The organism is Cupriavidus taiwanensis LMG 19424 (assembly GCF_000069785.1).
Lineage (GTDB): Bacteria > Pseudomonadota > Gammaproteobacteria > Burkholderiales > Burkholderiaceae > Cupriavidus > Cupriavidus taiwanensis.
Genome location: NC_010530.1, coordinates 781149 through 801667 on the forward strand (window position 1 = coordinate 781149; position 20519 = coordinate 801667).

The following is a 20519-nucleotide window of genomic DNA, read 5'->3' on the forward strand; positions in this document are numbered from 1 at the left end:
CCGCGAACCCTGCTTTGCAATGACTCAAGCTTATGCCTCGACGCCGGCCTGGCCCGGCGATATCACTCCCCCGCTGGCGCCGGACAGCTTCGAGCGCCCGCGCATCCTGCTGCCGGAATGGACCCTGCTGCGCCAGGGCGCGGTACGCGGCCACGCGGTGGTGGTGGAGGGCGGCCGCTTTACCGCGGTGGGCCCTGCCGCCGATGTCGCCGCGCGCTTCCCGGAACTGGAAACCCTGCCGCTGCCGCGCATGCTGCTGATGCCGGGCATGATCGACACGCACCATCACCTGACGCAGTCGTTCGGCAAGTCGCTGGTGTTCGGCGAGCCATCGGAGATCTTCCGGCGCGTGTGGGTGCCGCTGGAGGGCAGCCTGAAGGCGGAGCACCTGTACCTGTCTTCGAAGCTGGCGGCGCTGGAAGCGCTGCGCGGCGGCTTCACCACCGTGGTCGACGCCGGCACGCGCAGTGACGCCGGCCTCGACGCGGTCGCGCGCGCGGTCAGCGATGCCGGCGTGCGCTGCGTGCTGGGCCTGATCTGCAACGACAAGCCCGGCGCCGAAACGCTCGATGCCGCGCCCATCCTGCGCCGCGCCGCCGCGCACCTGGACCGCTACGCCGGCGATGCGCTGGTGGCGCCATCGCTGGCGATCTCGATCCCCGAGGTGGCCTCGGACGCGATGCTGCATCACGTCTACCAGCTGTGCGCCGAGTCCGGCCGCATCTTCCAGACCCATGCCAACGAGCACCTGGTGGCGGTGGAACGCTCGCTCAACGCGTGCGGGCGCCGGCCGATCGAGCACCTCGCCGCGATCAGCGCGCTCGGCCCGGCGGCCTTGCTGGCGCATGCCACGCTGGTGACGCCGCAGGAGATCCGGCTGCTGGCCGACAGCGGCGCCGCCGTCGCCTACAACCCCGTGGCCAGCGCCTGGAAGGGCAACGCGGTGGCGCCGGCCGAGACCATGGCCACCTTCGGCGTGCGCCTGGGCCTTGGCACCGACGGCACCCGCAGCGACGGCTTTCGCCTGCTCGACTATGCCGAGGCCGCGCAGCGCTTCGCCTTCGGCATCGGCGTCGGCGACTCTTCCTGCGGCGCGGGCTGGCGCTGGGTCGACATGGCCACGCACGACGCGGCCGACGTGGCCGGGCTGGGCGCGCTGACCGGGGAGATCGCCGCCGGCAAGCGCGCCGACTTCCTGCTGGTCGACCTGGACGTGCCGGAACTGACGCCGTCGTGGGACCTGACCTGGGAACTGGTGCGGCTGGCCAACCGCGACCAGATCCGCGCGGTCTTTGTCGACGGCAGCCTGCGCCTGTGGCAGGGCTGGCCCACCGACTGGGATGCGCGCGCGCTGATGCGCGACATCCACGCCATGGCCGAGCACACCGTCGCCGGCGCGCCCATCCGCAAGCTGCATGACGCCGCCGACGTGCACCGCGCGCGCCATGCCGGCACGGAGGGGGCATGACCATGGACATGACGTTGTTCAGCGTCGGCGTGGCGGTCTTCACCGGCGCGCTGATCCAGGGCGCCACCGGCATGGGCTTTGCGCTGATCGTGGTGCCGGTGCTGGCGCTGGCCGCGCCCGCGATGCTGCCCGGCGCGCTGCTGCTGGCGATGCTGCCGCTCAACGCCTACGTGGCCTGGCGAGAGCGCCACGCCATCGACATGCGCGGCGCCGGCTGGATCAGCGCCGGACGCGTGGCCGGCACCTTCGGCGGCCTGTGGGTGCTGGTGGCGATGCCCATGGCGTGGCTCAACGCGCTGGTCGGCGGCAGCACCATCGCCGCGGCGGTGGTGTCGTTGCTGGCGCCGGCGTTCACGCCCGGGCGGCTGACCTTTGCCTCCACCGGCCTGATCACCGGCGTGACCGAGACCGCCACTGGCGTGGGCGGCCCGCCGCTGGCGCTGGCCTACCAGCACGCGCCGGTGGCGACGCTGCGCGCCACCGTGGCATTGTGCTTCCTGGTAGGCGAGGTGATCTCGCTGGTGGTGCTGGCGCTGAGCGGCAAGCTCGGCATGGAGCAGGTGTTCTATGCCGCGGGGCTGCTGCCGGTGCTGGGCGTGGGGATGGTTGCCAGCCATCTGGTGCATCGGCGGATTAATCAAAGGATGTTGAGGGTGGGGGTGTTGGGGTTTGCGTTGGTGTCGGGGGTGGTGGTGTTGGTTAGGGGTTAAGGTGGGGGGTGTTGAATGCGGTGTCGTGCTTGGCGGGCGCTGCTGTTTCGCCGGCGTAGCCGGCGACCTACTTATATGAACGCGCCCCGGTTTGCAAGGCAAGTTGAGCATGAGGCATCGAACGGTTGGTTGCAGACTTATATCCGGCCTTGTTTAGCAGGCCAAGCCTGCGGGCCCTGATGGTATTCGCCGGGAACGTCCCTCACTTTTTGGCGTGCTCGTTGTGGCACCAGTAGGTCGTCGGGTTTCCGCTCCCGCGGTCCAACCTGTTTTGCCATCACCTCCACTTACCGTCGCAACCTGTGAACGGATTCCCTGCTTGCTAGCTCAGCCTGCCGTTAGGCAAGCTTGACCGAGACATAGTCGCGGTCATAGGTTCGGTTGTGGGCCAACAGAGCCCAGGCCGTGCGCGCCATCTTGTTGGCCATGGCGACGCCTACGACGTTAGCCGGACGGCGCTGGACCAGCGCCGTACTCCAATGGCTTTGCCCCTTGCGACGCAAGTGACTGAGCACGATCCGCGCACCGTGAATCAGCAAGGTGCGCAGATAGGTGTCGCCGCGTTTGCTGATGCCCCCGAGATTCACTTTGCCACCGGTACCGCGCTGTCTTGGCACTAAGCCAAGGAATGCCGCCAGTTGCCGGCCTGAGCGGAAGGCGTGCACGTCGCCAATGGTGGCCACCAGCGCTGTCGCGGTGAGCGGGCCAATCCCGGGAATGGCAGCGACGGTCTGGCAATCGTGATCTTCCTTGAGCCAGGTGTTCAAGCGGATTTCGATTTGCCCGATTTCCTCGTCCAGGCGTGCGATGTCTTGTAATTGCTCGGCCACGGAATCGAACAGCACGCGCGGCAACTGCTGTTCGAGTTCGGCCATATGTTGCTTGATCTCTTCCAATCCGGCACGGCGTCCGCGACGGAAGTGAATGCCGAACTCGAACAGCACGCCGCGCAACTGGTTGATCAACATGGTGCGCATCTTCACGCGCAGGGCGCGGAATCCATGCAGGGCAAGGATGGCCTGCTGTGTTTCGGTCTTGCGCGCGACTTGGCGCATGCCGGGCTGATGTACGGCGGTCCAGATGGCCTTGGCATCGGCCACGTCGGTCTTGTTGGTCTGCACAAAGGGACGTACAAAGGCGGCATGCAAGAGCACGGGCTTATGGCCAAGTGCGGCGAGCTGGCGTGCCCACCAGTGTGCGCTGCCACAAGCCTCCAGTGCGACACGACCAGGCGCGCGCTTGGCCAGGAAGTTGAGCAGGGCCTTACGCGTAAAGCGACGGTTGAAACACTCGCCTGAAGGCTCAACCCAATAGAGCTGGAAAACACCCTTTGCAATGTCCAGACCGTAAGTCGTAGTATTCATTTCGGGTTCCTCCATCCTGTGTGGATTGTGCGAACTTCCACTCTGGCACATCGATGCCGTTTCGTGATGGAGGGCCCACCTATCCTGTCACGTTCCCCAGAAGCACAACTGAACTACCAGCGCCTCTTTGATCGGGAGAGGCCGGGGGCGCGTTCATTCCATCTTCTTGGCCGAGCGCCAAGAAGTAGGCAAGAAGCGCGTCGCCTATGCGGCTGGCAATCAATTCCGCGGCGTTGGCGGTTCAGGCGGTGGTGATTTCCGTTTGGCGTGGGTGCCCGTTCGAACCTGCTAACGCTATGTGAGTCAGGGACGGTGCCTACGATCACCCACTATTGAACGATCCCAACAGGGTGTAGGCAGCCTGCTGCTGGCGCTATTGGTGGGACGCCTTCGGCTGCGCTGCGCGCACTCCCAATCTCAGGTCTATTGCTCGGGCACGGAGTGCGTCGCTGCGCTCGCACGCGCTATCGCTGGCGAGCCCAAAGGACTTTTCCCTCCCGCCTCTTTGCTCCCCTCTCCCGCTTGCGGGAGAGGGGCGGGCGGGGGAGAGGGCCGGTGCATCTACGAAGTCCGGCCATCGCTTCCCGAAAGTCCGTCAAGCCCCCGGAATCGACGACGCTCTCACCACCAGTTCGGGCTTGGGTCCGGTGATGACCGTGCGGCCGCGCTCGCCCGACAGGTGCGCGAACAGCAGTTCCACCGCCAGCGAGGCCACCCGCTCCAGGTGCAGGTTCACCGCGGTCAGCGGCGGCTGCGCGCTGCGCGCGCGGATGCCGTCGTAGCGCGTCACCACCAGCACGTCGGCGGGCACGCGCTTGCCCAGCGCCTGCAGGTGCGCCATGGCGCCGACCGCGAAGGCATCCACCGGCGCGCAGAGCGCGTCCATGCCCGGCATCTTGGCCAGCAGTTGCGCGCAGGCCTCGGCGCCCGCGGCTTCGCCGTGTTCCTCGGCCGCCTTGACGACATGGCAGGGCAGCCCCAGTGCCTGCGTAAATTCGCGGTAGGCGCGTTCCGTTTCCACGTACGACTGCCGCGGCGCCGCGCCGATCATCAGGCCGATCCGCCGGCGCCCGTGGCCGTGCAGGTGCGCCAGCAGCAGCCGCGCGGTCTCGTACGACTGCAAATCGACGCAGGGCACCGGGGTGTCGGTGAGCGGCTCGCGCCCGATCGAGACGATGCTGACGCCGCGCTCGCGCAGCCGCGCGATATGCGGGTCGCCGGCGATCGGTTCGATCACGATGGCGCCGTCGATATCGAGCGTATCGAGCAGCCCGCCGGCGCCTTCCAGCGGCGGCACCAGCACCACGCCCAGCCCGCGCCCCATCGCCGCCTCGGCCGCGATCGCCGCCACTTCCATCATGAAGCCCAGCCGCGAGGTGCCGCCCGCCACCGCGAACGGCATCGACGACAGCAGCGCGATGCAGTTGGCGCGCCCCGACTGCAGCCGCTGTGCGCGAACGCTGGGCCGGTAGCCCAGTTCCGCGGCCACGCGCTTGACGCGCGCGCGCGTGGCGGGGTCCAGCACACCGCGGTCGTTCAGCGCATGCGACACCGTGGTCAGCGAAACCCCGGCGGCGCGGGCGACGTCGTGGATGGTGATGCGGCGGGGGCGGTCGGGGGTGGATTGGGTCATGCGGGGAAAGGGCGTTGGCTCAAGGGGGGAGCATACCGCAGCGGCTGCGGCCCTCAGGTATGAAATTCCTCTGCCCGGCCACCGCGCCCCGGCAGCTTGTGCCAGGCGCCGCGCTCGAATTCCGCGATCACCTGCGCGCCGAGCAGCAGCAGCGTCGCCGCGATTTCCAGGCTGAGCAGCACCACGATCGCCGTGGTCAGCGAGCCATAGACCCGTCCTACCTGCGACAGCGTGGTGAAGTACCACACCAGCACGTGGCGCGAGATCTCCCACAGCACCGCGGCGATCACCGCGCCGCTGAGCGCGTGGCGCAGCGACAGCCGGCCGACCGGCATCACCATGTAGATCGAGGTCAGCATCAGTACCTCGCCGATAAAGCCTAGCAGGTAGAGCAGGCCGGTGGAGAGGCGGTCCAGCGACCAGTCGTGGCCCAGCACCTCGACGTGCCGTTCGCCGATTGCCAGCAGCGCGCCGGATACCACCGTTACCAGCAGCAGGCCGATGCTGAGCACGGCGATGTAGCAGTACGGCAGCAGCGCAGAGACCAGGAAATGGCGGCGCCGGATCGCCACGCGGTGCTCGAAGATGACCGACATGGCGTTCTCCAGCACGGTGAAGGCGAGCGAGCTGAAGAACAGCATGGTGCCCAGCAGCACCCAGCCGATGGTGCCGCGGTTGCGCAGGAAGCCGGCCAGCTCGGTGACCAGGGCGCGCGCCTGGCCGGGCACGATCCACTCGAGATAGCGCGCCAGCGTCGACAGCAGCAGCTCGGGCTCGATCACGTGCGACAGCGCGATCACCATCAGGATCAGCAGCGGCACGATCGACAGCAGCGCGTAGTAGGCGACCGCGCCGGCCAGCAGCAGGCCCTGGTTGGCGCGGAACTGCCGCAGCGTGTACCAGGCAAAGCGCAGCGGATGGCGCAGCAGGTCGCTGATGAGGGCGTGGGCAAGGTGCATGGCGGGCACCGGAAGTGGCGGTTGACGACATTATGCGGCGCGCCAGGCCTGGGTTGCATGCCTGCGCCGACATTCCCAGGGGTTATGGCGCTATTCCGAACGGACGATTGTGGCCATGGCCGCCGGCCTGCAACATGGCGCCCGTGGCCTGCTGCGGCAGGCCGGCAACGCATCACAAAAGACGGCGCATCGACGGTGCAGCCGCCTCGACAGCCATGGAGACAGCATGCAGGCACAAGCGAAGTCGCGCGGGAAGGGGCTCCGACGCAGTCGGGGTTGGCGGACGGTGGTGCCGCTGGTGGCGTTGATGGTCGCGCCGGCCGGCGTAGCACTGGCGCAAGGCGCGGGCCAGCCCGCGGCAGTGGCCGAGAGCGAAGTCATGCAGGGCTTCCCGCCACCGCCGGACAAGCAGGTCGGTCGCGGCACCGGCTTGCGCCCGCCTTATATGCGATGGGCCTTCCGGCACGCGCGCGAGATGTCGCCCACCGTCGGCATCCGCCATGCGAGCCTGCCGCTGGCGCTGCCGGGCCAGTCGGCGCCGGAGCTGGACGCCGTCGGCTTTACCGTCGCGGGACAGACGGTGCGGGTGGCGGACTACCTGCGCGATACGCATACCGATGGCTTTATCGTGCTGCACCAGGGCCGGATCGTGTACGAGCGCTACCTTGCCGGCTTCGATCCGCACCAGCCGCATATCTGGGCATCGATGACCAAGTCCGTGACGGGTCTGCTGGCGGCGATGCTGGTCGAAGAGGGCAGGCTCGATCCGCAGGCGCGGCTGGCTCAATACGTGCCCGAACTGGCCGGCAATCCGTTCGGCGAGGCCACGGTGCAGCAGAACCTGGACATGGAGGTGCCGGTGGGCTATCCGCAGGCACTGCCGCCGGACCTGGGACTGTTCGGCGCGGTGGGCATCGTGCCGCGCAAGGCCGATGCGCCCGACACCATCTATGACTTCCTCAAGGTCGTGCACGCCACCGGCAGCGCCGGCGAGGGGCCGGACGGCGGCGTCTGGTATTACCAGAACGGCTCGCCGGAAGCGGTGGCGTGGGCGCTGCGCCGCGTTACGGGCAAGCGCTGGGCCGACCTCGTCACCGAGCGCTTGTGGTCGCGCTTCGCCGATGACGACGCCTACACCCAGGTCGATCGCCAGGGCACCGAAATGGCCAGTGGCGGCATGAATTCGACGCTGCGCGATGCCGCCCGCTTTGCCGAGACCGTGCGCCGCGCCGCGGCCGGCGATGCCACGGTCGGCATTTCGCCGAAGGCGGTGCGGATCGCGCTGCAGCCGGCAAGCAACCAAGCCCGCTTCGCGCGCGGCAATACCACCGCGGGGCGCGATGGCTACGGCTACCGCAACTACTGGTTCCAGCGCAACGACGGCGATGGCAGCATCGAGGCCAGCGGCCGCTTCGGCCAGAAGATCTACATCAATCCTGCCCGCGAGCTGACCGTGGTGAAGTTCTCGGCCAGTCCCGACGGCGCCGCGCGCGCGACCAGCGCCGCCGCCGTGCGCAAGCGCGACGATCCGGCGCGCGCGCTCGAATCCTCCGAAGCCATGGTGGCGGCGGCGCACGCCTTGCTGCGCGCGGCCAGCCGCTGATCTACGCCGGGGTTGCCGGCCATTTCCTCCGCGCACCGGGTTCGCCCGCGACGCTGGCCGGGACCGGCCGCCGATCTCAGGCCAGCGGCAGCTTCAGCACCTGCTCGGTGGTCAGGATATCGCCGAAGGTATCGTCGAGCGCGGCCAGGGCGGCGCGGTGCAGGTCCTGGTGCGCGATCGTGCCGGCCACGGTATCCAGGTCGCGCGTGGCGCAGGCGTCGGCCGCCACGATCACGCCGTAGCCCAGCGGCACCGCGTCGCGCGCCGCGCCGGTGACGCAGGCGTGAGTCATCAGGCCGGTGATGATCAGGGTCTGGATGCCGGCGGCCTTGAGCCGCTGGTCCAGGTCGGTGGTCGGGAATGCGCTGACCGAAGTCTTTTGCAGGACGGTGTGGTGCGGAGCCGGCTGCAGGTCGCCGTGGAAGGCCACGGTGGCGCCATGTTCGGCGAAGACAGGGCTGCCCGCCGGGGTGACGTGCTGGATGTGGAACACGGGCATGCCGGCGGCATCCGCGTGGCCGACCAGGCGCCGCGCGTTGCCAAGGGCCGCGGCACCATCGGGAATCGGCAGCTTGCCGCTGAAATACTCGTTCTGGAAATCGATGACCAGCACGGCGGTACTGGCGGCGTCGATGGCAGCGCGGGCCGGTGCGCCGGCGATCTTGCGTAGGGTCGGGTGGTGCATGGTGGTCCTCGTCACAGGGAAGGAAGCGGGCGTCGCCGCTGGCGGCCGCTGGTTGGCCGCAGGCGCGGCATGGAGCGTAGTTTCCGGCACCGACTGCAGCATCGGAAGTGGCCCGATGGACAACATCCGATAGAATCGGGCCAAACCACGTGACGTGGCCATGCCGTTGCAGCCAACAGACCGCCCCCGACCCGCCCCCTACCCAGCGAGATTGCGATGCACACCGTCGCGGTGATTGCCTTCGAAGGCATCAGCCCCTTCCACCTGTCCGTGCCCTGCATCGTCTTTGGCGACGACCTCGACCGCCTGGGTGTGCCACGCTACCGGCTGCTGATCTGCGGCGAGAAGCCGGGCCTGATTTCCACCATGTCGGGCTTCCGCATCGAGGTGGAGCACAACCTGTCGGTGCTGGAGCAGGCCGATACCGTGATCATGCCGGCGTGGCGCGATCCGGCCGAGCGCGCCCCGCAAGCGCTGCTCGATGCGCTCCGGTGCGCGAGCGCGCGCGGCGCGCGCATTGCCGGATTGTGCCTGGGCACCTTCGTGGTGGCCGAGGCCGGCCTGCTCGACGGGCGCACCGCGGCCACGCACTGGGCATGGGCCGACGATTTCGCGCAACGCTACCCCCGGGTGCGGCTCGACCGCGATTCGCTCTATATCGACGACGGCGCCATCCTGACCTCGGCCGGCACCGCGGCCGCGCTGGACTGCTGCCTGCACCTGGTGCGGCGCGACCACGGCGCCGAGGTGGCCAACCGCGTCGCGCGGCGCATGGTGGTGGCCCCGCACCGGCACGGCGGCCAGGCGCAATACATCGAGCACCCGCTGCCGCAGGCGGACGGCGCCGACCGGCTCGGCATGACGCTGGACTGGGCCATCGCGCACCTGTCCGAGCCGCTGACATTGGACACGCTGGCCGAGAAAGCCGGCATGAGCCGGCGCAATTTCACGCGCCGCTTCAAGGAGAAGACCGGGACCACCGTGACGCAGTGGGTGCTGAACCACCGGCTGACCGCGGCGCGCCGCTTGCTGGAGACGACCGACAAGGGCGTCGACCTGGTGGCCGAGCTGGTCGGGTTCGGGTCGGCGGTCTCCCTGCGCCAGCACTTCACCCAGGCGCTGGCGGTGTCGCCATCGGCCTACCGCAAGCAGTTCGGCACCGCGGTGCCGCGTCACACGGTCAGGTAACCTTCATCAGCGACGAGGCGACGGTGCGGATCTCGTCGAAATTGGTGATCAGCCCGAAGCTCAGCAGGAACATGCCGACATGGAACAGGCCCCGGTATCGGTCCAACAAAAACAGGAACGGCGCCGCAATGCGCTTGCGCAACGGCGGCCGGGTCAGCACCAGGCATGTCAGCACGCCCAGGAGGGCGCCGGCGATCACGTCGGTCGGGTAGTGCAGTCCGACGAAGACGCGGGCCAGGCAGATCAGCAGCACGGCATACGCCAGCGCCAGCATGCCAAGCCAGCGCGCGGCGACCATCACGCCGGTGGCCACGGCACACCATATCATCGCGTGATCGCTGGGAAATGAACTCCATGTGCGCATGCCATCGTCCGAGGCCAGCAAAAAGTGCAGGCCGACATCCGGATCGGCCATGGGCCGCACGCGAAATGGCAGCCAGTTCGCCAGCAGCCGGCCCAGCACCAGCGCGCAGAACGCGGCGACAACGGTCGCGGTCACAATTTCCCGATCGCGTTGCTTGTCCGTGCCGTCGCGGAACCAGATCCACCACAACAGCGCCACCATGGGCAGGCCCCGCAGCATGTAGAACTGCGTAAAGGCCAGCACCCCGCGATCGAAGACGGGCCAGCGGAACGAGAACTGGTTCAGGAAGTGAATGATGCTGCTGTCGAAGGCGTTCATCCCTCCCCCAAAGGCAGGGTGACTCGCGGTCACCTGCTTTTATATCGGCAGAGTACAGGCAGGGATGGGGCCTCGTCCATGCGGGCTGGTCTCGCGTCGGTTCGTTGACGCACGTAACGGCAAGAGGGCACGGACGGCAATGGCGCACGCCAGGGCGGCTCCATTGCTGCCGCCCTGGCGTGCCGGATTCGCAGCAGGCGGTTCAGAGGCTGTCGTGCCGGCGCGAACCGCCGAACAGCCGCGCGCCCAGCACCACGCCGACGCCAAGCGCAATCCCCAGAGCCCGCACAGGGTTGGCGTGGACGAACGTTTCCGTTCGCTCGAGGCTGGTTTCCCACTCGCTCATGACGCGTCCTTTCACGCGCCGTGCCACGTCCGCCGACTTCGCCGCGATTTCCGTCGCCGCGCTGCCTGACCTGGCGGCAAGTTCAACGAACTCCGCCTTGGCGCGTTCGAGGTTCTCGCCGGACAGCGTTGGCAGGCGATCGATCAGCCGGTCGAGCTCGCGCGCCAGGTCCTGCGATCCGGACGATCGTGCCGGCGTGCTGCTCCATGGCGCGCTGCTGCTCATATTCGAACCCGATGCCGAGGGCATGCGCGTCTCCTGCTGGCGCATGCCTGATGTGCTGGTGGGCGTGATAGTCGTTTCCGTCTGTTCCATGTTGCGCCTCCGCATTGAAGTATCCGGGCCCGCAGGGCTGCCCCCGCGCGCCTCCGGAGGGCGGTGCACCTTTCATGCCCGGCGATGGCGGTCGGCGCGACCGCCTCAGCGCCATGCGCTGCGTGGCACTGCCGCAGCGTCTCACAGCCGCAACCGCGTGCCGCATTACAAAGTCAGCCAGATTTGCGCGCCGAGATTGCGCGGGCGGCCGTGAACCCGCACGGCGGCGCGGCGCGCAAGATCTCGGGCGCGCACAAATTCACGCGGCGCGGGTTGGCATGGCCGTTGCGTCGCCAAGGGTGTCGTACTTGGCAAGCAGGAGGGCATCATGGCACATCAAATTCCCCGGCCGGAGGAAGGGCCGAACGTACCCGAGGTGCCGCCGGCCGATCCTTCGCGAGAAAGCGAAGAGCAGCTTCCGCCCCGGCACGATGACGACCTCGGCAAGCCGCCGCGCCAGCCGGGACAGGAGGATCTGCGCAGGCGGTCATCCGGGTCAGTCCAGCAATAGCGTGGAGGACCGGTGTACGACACGCCCCGCGCCTGAAGCGTGCGGCGCGCCACCCGGCGCGCCTGTCGCCATACAGATCTTCGCTGCTGAATCTAAGTCAGCCTGGCTGAGATTCCCGCGCGCGGCCTCCTTTCGCAACGCCACTTTCTCGCAGCCGCTATCCCGGCCGGCCGCTGCCCGATGTGCGGGCCTCCGGCCTCGACGCCAGTTTTTCCTAAATCACTTGAACAAACTTTTCAACTCTGCGGCTGTTGCCGGAATCTATAGTTTGTCAGGGCAAGACATTGTGATTGCTGAACCTTTTTCCGGCCGGGCGCGGATATGGCGCGACGGCAGGCCGGAAGTCGAGCCCCCGTAAAGGCGCCCGGCGACGGGGCAAGGGAGACGGCCATGGAGGGGCGGGGAATGCGACTGTGGCGCCGGCTTGGCGCCTGCCTGTGCGCGGGCCTGGCATGGCTGGCGCTCAATGTCCATGCGCAGAACGCGCCAGCCCAGGCGGCACCGTTCAAGCCGGAAGAACTGGAGGCGCTGGTTGCGCCCATTGCCCTCTATCCCGACTCCGTCTTGTCCCAGGTGCTGATGGCCTCCACCTATCCGCTCGAAATCGTGCAGGCGGCACGCTGGGTCAAGGCCAATCCCAAGGTGAAGGGCGACGCGGCGCTGAAGGCGGTCGAGAGCCAGCCCTGGGATGTCAGCGTCAAGTCGCTGGTGGCGTTTCCGCAGGTGCTGGAGCCGATGAGCGACAAGCTCGACTGGACGCAGAAGCTGGGCGACGCCTTCATCGGCCAGGAGAAGGAAGTGCTCGACGCGGTGCAGCGGCTGCGGGCGCGCGCGCAGCAATCCGGCAATCTCAAGTCGAACGAGCAGCAGAAGGTCATTGTCGAACCCGCGCCGGCGCCATCGGTGCAGCCGGCGCAGTCGACGGCACCGGCACCGGCACCGGCGCCGGCGCAGACCATCGTGCGGATCGAGCCGGCGAATCCCGAAGTCATCTACGTCCCGGCCTACAACCCGACGGTGGTATACGGCGCCTGGAGCTATCCCTCCTATCCGCCGTATTACTGGCCCCCTTATCCCGCCTACTATCCCGGCGCCGCACTGATGACCGGCTTTGCCTGGGGCGTCGGCCTGGCCGCCGCGGGCGCGATCTTCGGCAACTGCAACTGGGGCGGGGGCGACGTCAACATCAACGTCAACAAGGCCGCCAATATCGACCGCAATTTCGACCGCACCAAGGTGCAGGGCGGCGGGAAATGGCAGCACGACGCCTCGCACCGCAAAGGGGTGTCGTACCGGGACAACGCCACGAGCGAGCGGTTTGGCGGGCGCGATGCGGCGGCCGCCAACCGCCGCAACGAATTCCGCGGCCGCGAGGGGGGCGCGTCCGACCGCATGGCAGGCGGGAATCGGGGCGACCGTGGCGGGGTGGGTGATCGTGGCGGGGTCGGCGACCGTGGCGGGGTTGGCGACCGTGGCGGAGTGGGCGACCGAGGCGGAGTTGGCGACCGAGGCGGAGTTGGCGACCGAGGCGGAGTTGGTGACCGAGGCGGAGTTGGCGACCGAGGCGGAGTTGGTGATCGTGGCGGGGTTGGCGACCGCGGCGGGGCCGGCGACCGTGCCGGCGTGTCGGACCGGTCCGCCGGCGGCGGCCGCGACAACGCATTCCAGGGCGTAGGCGGCGGTGCGAGCGCGCAGCGTGATTTCGACCGGGGCCGTGCCAGCGCGCAGTCGGCCTCGTTCCGCGACGGCGGCGGCCAGCGTGGCGGTGGCGGTGGCTTCAGCGGCGGCGGCGGCCGTGGCGGCGGAGGCTTCGGCGGTGGCCGCGGTGGTGGTGGCCGTGGTGGCGGACGGCGTTGACCAGGGGACAGCGATATGCAGCGCACGCAACGATCGGGCCTGGCATGGCCCCGCCGCAAGGCGTTGTTCCTGGCGGGAATGCTGCTCGCCCTGGCGGCGGCGCCGGCTTTCGCACAGAAGAACTTCGCGACGCCCGAGGCGGCAATGAACGCGTTCGGCGAAGCGGTCGCCACCAGCGACGACGACGCCATGAAGTCACTGCTCGGCGCCCGCTATACCGACCTGATCCCGCCGGTCGGTGCCGAGATCCGCTACAAATTCCTGGAAGCATGGCACCAGTCGCACGCGATTCGCGCCGACGGCCCGGACCGTGCCCGCATTGCCGCGGGCAATGACGGCTGGACCATGCCGGTCCCGCTGGTCAAGACCGCGAAAGGCTGGCATTTCGATACGCGTGCCGGCGTCGAGGAAATGCGCCTGCGCCGCATCGGCCGCAATGAACTGGCGGTGATGCAGACCCTGCTCGCCGTGCGTGACGCGCAGTACGAGTATGCGCAACGGATGCGCCAGGACCGCGGCGTGACCACCTATGCATCGAAGCTGGTCAGCTCGCCTGGCAAGCACGATGGCCTGTACTGGCCAACCGGCCCTGACGAACCGGAAAGCCCGCTTGGGCCGGCCTTCCTGAGAGCCGAGCATCGCAGCGCGCCGGGCGCTGGCTACCACGGCTATCGCTACCGGCTGCTGACGTCGCAGGGCCCGCACGCGCCCGGCGGCAAGTATGACTACGTCGTCGACGGCAAGCTCTTCGGCGGCTTTGCCGTGATCGCGTGGCCGCTGCGGTACGGGGATACCGGCATCAAGAGCTTCATGGTGAGCCACGACGGCCGCGTCTACGAGCGCGACCTGGGACCGGACAGCGCGGCCAGGGCCGGTGCAATCCGGTCCTTCGACCCCGGCCCCGGGTGGACCGAGGTCAAGCCCTGACGCCCACGGGCGATAAAGGGTCAGGCAACAAGAGCCGGAAACATCGCCACCGACAACGCGTGCGAGCGCAGCGACGCACTAGTGCCACAGCAGCAGACCTGAGATAGTGAGCGCGCGCAGCGCAGCCGAGCGAAACAGCAGCGCCCGCCAAGCACGACAACCCATCCACAGTCCCAACGCCCTCCAAACAGATCCTCAACCCACGGCCCATCAACCGTGTTCCCCCACCCCCGCCACAAAATCCTCCCCCTCCGGCAACCCCAACGAGAACTTCACCGGAAAATCCACCGCAATCCCACCCTCAACCCGCCGCACCACTTCCCGCGCCCGCACATGCGGATCGTCGAACAGTTCGCCAGCCCCCAGCACCGGCGAGAACGGGATATCGAACGGCGCGAAGAAGTCCACCCATTCAGCCAGATCCCGCGTGCGAAACACCGCCGCCATCAGGTCATTGACTGCCACCTTGTGCCCGCTGCGTCCGGCGCGCGTGGCGAAGCGCGGATCGCGCAGGGCCGGGAACGCGTCGCCCAGCGCCGCGCACAGGTTGTCCCAGAACTTGTTCTCAAGGATGCCCATTGCCAGGTGCCGCCCGTCGCGCGTTTCGAACAGATCGTTCTCCGGCATCACGGTGGGCGATGCCTGCGGCGACGCCTCGTGCGTGCGCGCGGTCCAGGCGCCATGCGCAGTCCACGACAGCACGGCATCATGGATCGACACGTCGAGATGTTGCCCCTGTCCGTTCGCTCGCGCGCTCATGATGGCCACCGCCAGCGATAGCGCGGCGTAGCCCGAGGCGGCGTAGTCGGACACCCGCACGCGCGGGCGCGAGACCGCATCGTGCACCTGCACCGGCGTGGCCCAGTAGCCCGCCAGCGCCAGATAGTTCAGGTCGTGCCCGGCATGGCTCGCGTACGGCCCGGTCTGGCCGAAGCTCGAGACGGAACACAGCACGATGGCTGGATTGACGGCCGCCAGCGCGTCGAAGCCCAGCCCCATTCGCGCCATCACGCCGGGGCGGAAGCCTTCGACCACGGCGTCGGCATCGCGCACCAGGTCCAGGAAGGCCGCGCGGCCGGCGTCGGTCTTCAGGTCCAGCGCCACCGAGCGCTTGCCGCGGTTGAACTGCGCATACACATGCGCGCCCAGTTGGCGCGCGGTGTCGCCGCTGCCGGGCTGCTCGACCTTGATGACATCCGCGCCAAGCTGGCGCAGCAGGCTGCAGGCGTGCGGGCCGGGCAGCAACTGACTGACGTCGATGATGGTGACGTCGTTCAGGCAAGACCATGCTGGCTTCATGCGGCGCCTCGGGCAGAAGGAACAGAACACACGTGCCGCACGCGCGGAGATGGCGTGCGGCGGTGGCAGAGGAAAAAAAGGAAGGGCAGCGCTATCAGCCCAGGTCGCCGGTCATGCCGATCGATTTCATCAGGTCGCCGTAGCGCGCGTTGTCGCTTGCCACCATGGTGCCGAATTGCGCGGGCGACGCGCTGCGGCGCAGCTCGCCGGCATTGGCCTTGAGCTGGGCGTCGAACACGCCGGCGCTCTGCAGCGCGCGCACCGCGGCGTGCAGCTTCTGCGCCAGGTCGGCCGGGAAATTGGCCGGAGCGAACAGGCCGCTCCAGTTGTCGATGACAAAGCCGGGCGGCAGCGCTTCGGCCATGGTCGGCACGTCGGGGAAGTACGGCGAACGCGCGGCGGCGGTGACGGCCAGCACCCTGACCTGGTTGTTGCGCACGTACTGCGTCGCCGTACCCAGCACCGGCATGCCGAACTGGGTCTGGCCGGTCAGCATCGAGGTCAGGATCTCCGGCGCGCCCTTGTAGGGAATATGCACGGCCTCGCAGCCGGCCTGGTGCAGCATGGTCTCCACCGCCAGATGGGCGATGCTGCCCTTGCCGCCGGAGCCGTAGTTGAACTTGCCCGGCTCCTTCTTCATCGCCGCGACCAGCTCGGCGGCGCTCTTGTAAGGCGAGGACATGGGCACCACCAGCGCCGACGGCCCGCCCGACAATGCCGTGATCGGCGTGAAGTCATGGGTCGGGTCATACGGCATCTTGCGGTACATGTGCACGTTGATGACGTGCGAGTTGGCCAGGATGCCCAGCGTGTAGCCATCGGGCGCGGCGCGGCGCAGCGCGCCCGCGCCGATGATGCCGCCGGCGCCGGGCATGTTCTCGACCACCAGCGGCTGGCCGAGCTTCTTGCCCAGTTCGGCCGACAGCGTGCGCGCCACGTTGTCCGGCGTGCTGCCGGCGATAAACGGCACGATCAGCCGGATCGGGCGGCTGGGGTAGGGGGATGCGGCGCGGACGGCGCGGGCCGGCAGCAGCAGGCTGCCCAGCGCGGCGGCGCCGGCGGTCGCAAGCCAGTTTCGGCGGTTCATGCTTGGTCTCCGTGGTCTTGTCGTATGGTGCTGTGGCCGGGATCCGGATGCCGGCGGCGACCGCGCCGCCGGCACGGTCAGGCTTTCTGTTGCAGCGGTTCCAGGATAGCCCGCGCGATGGTGTTGCGCTGGATCTCGCTGGTGCCGGTGAAGATGCGGAACATGCGCAGCTTGCGGAAGGTCTGCTCCACCGGATGGCCGCGCGTGACGCCAACATTGCCGTGGATCTGCACGGCCTTGTCCGCCACCTCGAAGCAGCGCTCCGAGACGAAGAGCTTGCACGCCGCGGCCTTCATGCGCAGGTCGGCGCCGGCGTCGGCCAGCGCGGCGGTGTGCGCGATCATGCTTTCACAGGCCCACAGCGCCGCGGCCATGTCGGCCAGCATGTGCTGGATCGCCTGGAAGCGCGCGATCGGGCCGCCGAACTGGCGACGCTGGCCGGCATATTCCACCGACGATTCATAAGCCCGCGTGGCCAGCCCGAGCATGCTGGGGCAGTGCAGCAGGCGGTTCACGTTGATGCGCGACATGCCGAGCTTGAAGCCGTTGCCTTCGCCGCCGAAGACGTTGGCGCGCGGCACCCGCACGTTGTCGAAGCGGATATCGCCGTCGATATGCTGGCCGGACATCGGCACGTACTCGTTGGTCACGGTCACGCCCGGCAGGTCCAGGTCGACCAGCACCGCGGTGATGGCCGGCGGCGTGGCGGTGGCGTCGGTCACGCACATGACGATGGCGAAGTCGGCGAAGGGCGCGCCGCTGATGTAGTGCTTGCCGCCGTTGATCACCAGGTCATCGCCGTCGGTCACGGCCGAGGTCCTGATGCTTTGCGCATCGGAGCCGGAATGCGTTTCCGTCAGTGCGAAGCAGGTGGACTTGTCGCCGCGGATCACCGGCTTGAAATACTGATCGAGCTGTTCCGGGGTGGCGTACTTCAGCATGTTGCCCACCCGCGGCGGGCCGCCCAGGTCGCCCAGCACGTGCGCGGCCAGCGTCGAGCCGCTGGCGGCCAGGTCGGCCTTGAGCGCGCATTGTTCCTGGATATTCAGGCCCTTGCCGCCGAGCGCGGTGGGCAGGCAGGCGGCGTAGAAACCCAGTTCGCTGGAGCGGCGCCAGACCTGGCGCAGCGTCTCGCGTGGCCACGGGTCCTCGGAACCCAGGCCGAGCTCGCGTTCGAGCGGGCGCAGTTCTTCGTCGATAAAGCGGCGGATGCCGGCGCGGGTCTCCAGCAGCACGGGGTTGGTCAGGTGATCGAACATGGCGGTTTCCTCGGTGCGGTTCCGGTTCAGTTGACGCGGCGTCCCACGCCTTGCCAGTAGCGTTCGCGCACGATCTTGCGGGCCAGCTTGCCGCTGGCGTTTTTGGGCAGCTCGGCGACAAAGTCGACCGAGCGCGGCGACTTGTAGTCGGCAATGCGCTCGCGGCAGTGGGCGATCAGTTGCTGCGCCGTGGCTTCGCGCCCGGGGCGCAGCGTGACCACGGCCTTGACGCTTTCGCCCCAGGTGTCGTCCGGCACGCTGATGACGCAGGCCTCGAGCACATCGGGGTGCTGGTACAGCGTGGCCTCGACCTCGGTCGGATAGACGTTGAAGCCGCCGGAGATGATCATGTCCTTCTTGCGGTCGACCAGGTAGAGGTAGCCGGCCTCGTCCACGCGCGCCATGTCGCCGGTATGCAGCCAGCCGTCGACCAGCGTCTCGCGCGTCAGCGCGGGCTCGTTCCAGTAGCCCTGGAACACGTCTTCGCCGCGGATCACCAGTTCGCCGATCTCGCCTACGGCCACTTCGTTGCCTTGCTCGTCGACCACGCGCACTTCGGTCTCGCCCAGCGCGCGGCCGCACGAGGCCAGGCGCTCGGGATGGTTGGCGATGGCGTCGGCATGGTCGCCGGTGGACAGCCGCGTGACGCCGGAGGTCGATTCGCTGGCGCCATAGCCCTGCGACAGGATGGGGCCGATGCGCTCCCAGGCCTCGCGGATGCGCGCCGGCGCCATTGGCGCGGCGCCGTAGGCCAGCGTCTTCAGGCTCGACAGGTCGGCTTGCGCCAGCGAGGGCTCGGCCAGCAGCATGTTGATCATGGCCGGCACCATGAACACGTGAGTGATGCGCAGGCGCGCCACTTCGGCCAGGAAATGCGCCGGCTCGAATTTTTCGAACAGCACCAGCGTGGCACCGACATACAGGTAGGGCTGCATCAGCATGCCGGAGGCGTGCGTGACCGGGCCGATCAGTGCCAGCCGGTCGCCGGGGCGGGCGGGGCGGTCCATGCCGGACACCACCTTGCGCAGCGCGGCCATGCGGTTGCCGTAGCTCTGCATGGCCGCCTTGATCTTGCCGGTGGAGCCCGACGAGAAATGCAGCACGGCCAGGTCGTCGGCCGCCGGGGTGATGTCCGGCGGCGTGGTGCCGGCGTTGGCCAGCAGCGCTTCGTATTCGACATAGCCGGCGGGCGCCGCGCCGATGGCGATAAAGGTCTCGATGCCGCCGAAGCCGGCCGTGGTGCGGTCATAGCCGGTATAGCCCGGGCCGGCGATCAGTACGCGCGGGGTGCAGTTCTCGACCACGTCGCTGGCCTCGGCCGCGGTGAAGCGCGGGTTGAGCGCGGCCTTGACCAGCCCGGCCTTGTACAGCGCGCATTCCAGTTCGACCAGCTCGGGCCGGTTGCGCGACTGCACCGCGACGCGGTCGCCGGTGCGCAGGCCCAGCGCCAGCAGGGCATTGGCCAGCCGCGTGGAGCGTTCGTCCAGCTGGCGGTAAGTCACCACCTGATCCTGGTAAAGGATGGCGGGCTGATCGCCCCAGTAACGCGCGGCGCGGCGCAGGAAATACGCGAAACCCATGCTGTCTCCGTGAAGGCTGGATGATGTTGCTGCACGCTCGGTGGTGTGCTCGTGCGCTGTAGTCTGTAAGATGGCAGGCATCACCACAATGACGTAATGGCTATAAAGCCATAACCGTCGGGAATGAGGGGCAATGGAGACGCGGGATATCGAATACATCCTCGCCGTGGCGGCGCACGGCGGCATCGGCCGGGCTGCCGAGGCGCTGGGGATCAGCCAGCCGGCGCTGACCAAGGCGGTGCAGCGCGTGGAGATGCAAGCGGGGCTGCCGCTGTTCGAGCGCACCGCCAACGGCATGGCCGCGACCTATGCCGGCGCCCGTTTCCTGGAGCGCGCGCGGCGCATCCAGCTGGAGTACCAGGACGGCATCAAGGAGATGCTGGGCATCCGCACCGGCGAGCAGGGCATCCTGCGCGTAGGCTATTCGCCGTCGATCCCGGGCCACGTGATCCTCGGCGCGTGCCAGCAGCTGGTGCGCGAGCGCCCGGTCGCGCGGCTGCGGCTGCGCCGCCGGCTGGCGCGCGACCTGCTGGACCTGCTGGCGGCGGGGGACCTGGACATGGCCGTGGCGCCCACGCCGTCCGGCGCGCTGGCGGCAACCTTCGCGATGCAGCCGCTGTTCGACGACCGGCTGGTGGTAGTGGCCGACCAGGGGCACGCCTTGCTGCGGCGGCGCAAGCTGCGGCTGGCCGATCTCGCCGACCAGGAATGGCTGCTGCCCGAACCGCATATCACGCTGCGCCAGCAGGTCGACGCGGCGTTCCGCCAGCGCGGCCTGCCGGAGCCGCAGCCGCGCATCGAGATCGACTTCGGCAGCAGCTCGCTGTTCGCGCTGATGCAAGGCACGCAGATGCTGAGCATTGCCAATGCCGGCGGCGAGGCCATGCAACGCGGCCTGCGCGTGCTGCCGCTGGGCGTGGAGGAGCTGGACCTGCGCCGGCGCATCGGCGTGGTCACGCGCGAAGGCGCCTACCTGTCGCCGCTGGCGCAGCGCCTGACGGTGCTGCTGCGAGAGCACAGCGGCTAGGGGGCGGCGGTACTGCGAA

The 20519-nt window shown here is 68.5% G+C and carries 17 protein-coding genes; 7 read left to right on the forward strand and 10 right to left on the reverse strand.

What is annotated here, in order from left to right; genetic code table 11:
* The first annotated feature begins 19 nt into the window (after positions 1–19).
* Both RALTA_RS19230 and RALTA_RS19235 read left to right on the forward strand, forming a co-directional pair.
* The gene (locus RALTA_RS19230) at positions 20–1468 is read left to right on the forward strand and encodes an amidohydrolase family protein (RefSeq protein ID WP_012355559.1); all 1449 of its coding nucleotides are present in this window, start codon (positions 20–22) and stop codon (positions 1466–1468) included.
* A 2-nt stretch (positions 1469–1470) separates the two neighbouring features.
* Complete coding sequence (locus RALTA_RS19235) at positions 1471–2178, forward strand: sulfite exporter TauE/SafE family protein (protein WP_081479531.1); 708 nt, start codon at positions 1471–1473, stop codon at positions 2176–2178.
* A gap of 338 nt (positions 2179–2516) precedes the next feature.
* Here RALTA_RS19235 and RALTA_RS19240 read toward each other — a convergent pair whose 3' ends face one another.
* The 3 genes from RALTA_RS19240 to RALTA_RS19250 form a co-directional block, all read right to left on the reverse strand.
* On the reverse strand, positions 2517–3542 hold the full coding sequence (locus RALTA_RS19240; protein WP_012355561.1) for an IS110-like element ISRta4 family transposase: 1026 nt from the start codon (positions 3540–3542) through the stop codon (positions 2517–2519).
* Positions 3543–4137: 595 nt separating this feature from the next.
* Positions 4138–5175 carry a LacI family DNA-binding transcriptional regulator gene (locus RALTA_RS19245; RefSeq protein WP_012355562.1) on the reverse strand — a complete coding sequence of 346 codons (1038 nt, stop codon included), beginning with the start codon at positions 5173–5175 and terminating at the stop codon, positions 4138–4140.
* A gap of 53 nt (positions 5176–5228) precedes the next feature.
* Positions 5229–6134, reverse strand: coding sequence for a YihY/virulence factor BrkB family protein (locus RALTA_RS19250; RefSeq protein WP_012355563.1), 906 nt, complete (start codon positions 6132–6134; stop codon positions 5229–5231).
* 226 nt (positions 6135–6360) lie between these two features.
* On the opposite strand from RALTA_RS19250, the gene RALTA_RS19255 reads away from it, so the two are divergent.
* Complete coding sequence (locus tag RALTA_RS19255; RefSeq protein ID WP_012355564.1) at positions 6361–7737, forward strand: serine hydrolase domain-containing protein; 1377 nt, start codon at positions 6361–6363, stop codon at positions 7735–7737.
* A 76-nt stretch (positions 7738–7813) separates the two neighbouring features.
* On the opposite strand, the gene RALTA_RS19260 is transcribed toward RALTA_RS19255, so the two are convergent.
* Positions 7814–8422 carry a cysteine hydrolase family protein gene (locus RALTA_RS19260; protein ID WP_012355565.1) on the reverse strand — a complete coding sequence of 203 codons (609 nt, stop codon included), beginning with the start codon at positions 8420–8422 and terminating at the stop codon, positions 7814–7816.
* Between the two features lie 216 nt (positions 8423–8638).
* On the opposite strand from RALTA_RS19260, the gene RALTA_RS19265 reads away from it, so the two are divergent.
* The gene (locus tag RALTA_RS19265; RefSeq protein WP_012355566.1) at positions 8639–9610 is read left to right on the forward strand and encodes a GlxA family transcriptional regulator; all 972 of its coding nucleotides are present in this window, start codon (positions 8639–8641) and stop codon (positions 9608–9610) included.
* Here RALTA_RS19265 and RALTA_RS19270 read toward each other — a convergent pair.
* Both RALTA_RS19270 and RALTA_RS19275 read right to left on the reverse strand, forming a co-directional pair.
* Positions 9603–10292, reverse strand: a complete 690-nt coding sequence (locus tag RALTA_RS19270; RefSeq protein WP_012355567.1) for a phosphatase PAP2 family protein — start codon at positions 10290–10292, stop codon at positions 9603–9605. The two genes, RALTA_RS19265 and RALTA_RS19270, sit on opposite strands and share 8 nt — an antisense overlap.
* A gap of 202 nt (positions 10293–10494) precedes the next feature.
* Positions 10495–10953 (reverse strand): DUF883 family protein, encoded by a 459-nt coding sequence (locus tag RALTA_RS19275; RefSeq protein ID WP_242405294.1) that lies wholly within the window; start codon positions 10951–10953, stop codon positions 10495–10497.
* A 916-nt stretch (positions 10954–11869) separates the two neighbouring features.
* On the opposite strand from RALTA_RS19275, the gene RALTA_RS19280 reads away from it, so the two are divergent.
* On the forward strand, positions 11870–13321 hold the full coding sequence (locus RALTA_RS19280) for a DUF3300 domain-containing protein (RefSeq protein ID WP_041232486.1): 1452 nt from the start codon (positions 11870–11872) through the stop codon (positions 13319–13321).
* 15 nt (positions 13322–13336) lie between these two features.
* On the forward strand, positions 13337–14248 hold the full coding sequence (locus RALTA_RS19285) for a DUF2950 domain-containing protein (protein WP_012355571.1): 912 nt from the start codon (positions 13337–13339) through the stop codon (positions 14246–14248).
* Positions 14249–14458: 210 nt separating this feature from the next.
* Here the strand turns inward: RALTA_RS19285 and RALTA_RS19290 are convergent, their stop codons facing one another.
* The 4 genes from RALTA_RS19290 to RALTA_RS19305 form a co-directional block, all read right to left on the reverse strand.
* Positions 14459–15547, reverse strand: coding sequence for a CaiB/BaiF CoA transferase family protein (locus RALTA_RS19290; protein WP_012355572.1), 1089 nt, complete (start codon positions 15545–15547; stop codon positions 14459–14461).
* Between the two features lie 94 nt (positions 15548–15641).
* A complete protein-coding gene (locus RALTA_RS19295; protein ID WP_012355573.1) occupies positions 15642–16634 on the reverse strand; it encodes a tripartite tricarboxylate transporter substrate binding protein in 993 nt (330 codons plus the stop codon).
* A 77-nt stretch (positions 16635–16711) separates the two neighbouring features.
* Positions 16712–17893, reverse strand: a complete 1182-nt coding sequence (locus RALTA_RS19300; RefSeq protein WP_012355574.1) for an acyl-CoA dehydrogenase family protein — start codon at positions 17891–17893, stop codon at positions 16712–16714.
* Between the two features lie 26 nt (positions 17894–17919).
* Positions 17920–19473, reverse strand: a complete 1554-nt coding sequence (locus RALTA_RS19305) for an acyl-CoA synthetase (RefSeq protein WP_012355575.1) — start codon at positions 19471–19473, stop codon at positions 17920–17922.
* 133 nt (positions 19474–19606) lie between these two features.
* Between RALTA_RS19305 and RALTA_RS19310 the strand changes: the two genes are divergently transcribed.
* On the forward strand, positions 19607–20500 hold the full coding sequence (locus RALTA_RS19310; protein WP_012355576.1) for a LysR family transcriptional regulator: 894 nt from the start codon (positions 19607–19609) through the stop codon (positions 20498–20500).
* Positions 20501–20519: the final 19 nt, after the last annotated feature.

Coding starts and splice junctions, on each gene's coding strand:
- RALTA_RS19290 (WP_012355572.1), bottom strand. CDS start 15,547: ATGAAGCCAGCATGGTCTTGCCTGAACGACGTCACCATCATCGACGTC.
- RALTA_RS19240 (WP_012355561.1), bottom strand. CDS start 3,542: ATGAATACTACGACTTACGGTCTGGACATTGCAAAGGGTGTTTTCCAG.
- RALTA_RS19235 (WP_081479531.1), top strand. CDS start 1,471: ATGGACATGACGTTGTTCAGCGTCGGCGTGGCGGTCTTCACCGGCGCG.
- RALTA_RS19245 (WP_012355562.1), bottom strand. CDS start 5,175: ATGACCCAATCCACCCCCGACCGCCCCCGCCGCATCACCATCCACGAC.
- RALTA_RS19250 (WP_012355563.1), bottom strand. CDS start 6,134: ATGCACCTTGCCCACGCCCTCATCAGCGACCTGCTGCGCCATCCGCTG.
- RALTA_RS19265 (WP_012355566.1), top strand. CDS start 8,639: ATGCACACCGTCGCGGTGATTGCCTTCGAAGGCATCAGCCCCTTCCAC.
- RALTA_RS19305 (WP_012355575.1), bottom strand. CDS start 19,473: ATGGGTTTCGCGTATTTCCTGCGCCGCGCCGCGCGTTACTGGGGCGAT.
- RALTA_RS19280 (WP_041232486.1), top strand. CDS start 11,870: ATGCGACTGTGGCGCCGGCTTGGCGCCTGCCTGTGCGCGGGCCTGGCA.
- RALTA_RS19255 (WP_012355564.1), top strand. CDS start 6,361: ATGCAGGCACAAGCGAAGTCGCGCGGGAAGGGGCTCCGACGCAGTCGG.
- RALTA_RS19295 (WP_012355573.1), bottom strand. CDS start 16,634: ATGAACCGCCGAAACTGGCTTGCGACCGCCGGCGCCGCCGCGCTGGGC.
- RALTA_RS19270 (WP_012355567.1), bottom strand. CDS start 10,292: ATGAACGCCTTCGACAGCAGCATCATTCACTTCCTGAACCAGTTCTCG.
- RALTA_RS19275 (WP_242405294.1), bottom strand. CDS start 10,953: ATGGAACAGACGGAAACGACTATCACGCCCACCAGCACATCAGGCATG.
- RALTA_RS19310 (WP_012355576.1), top strand. CDS start 19,607: ATGGAGACGCGGGATATCGAATACATCCTCGCCGTGGCGGCGCACGGC.
- RALTA_RS19260 (WP_012355565.1), bottom strand. CDS start 8,422: ATGCACCACCCGACCCTACGCAAGATCGCCGGCGCACCGGCCCGCGCT.
- RALTA_RS19230 (WP_012355559.1), top strand. CDS start 20: ATGACTCAAGCTTATGCCTCGACGCCGGCCTGGCCCGGCGATATCACT.
- RALTA_RS19300 (WP_012355574.1), bottom strand. CDS start 17,893: ATGTTCGATCACCTGACCAACCCCGTGCTGCTGGAGACCCGCGCCGGC.
- RALTA_RS19285 (WP_012355571.1), top strand. CDS start 13,337: ATGCAGCGCACGCAACGATCGGGCCTGGCATGGCCCCGCCGCAAGGCG.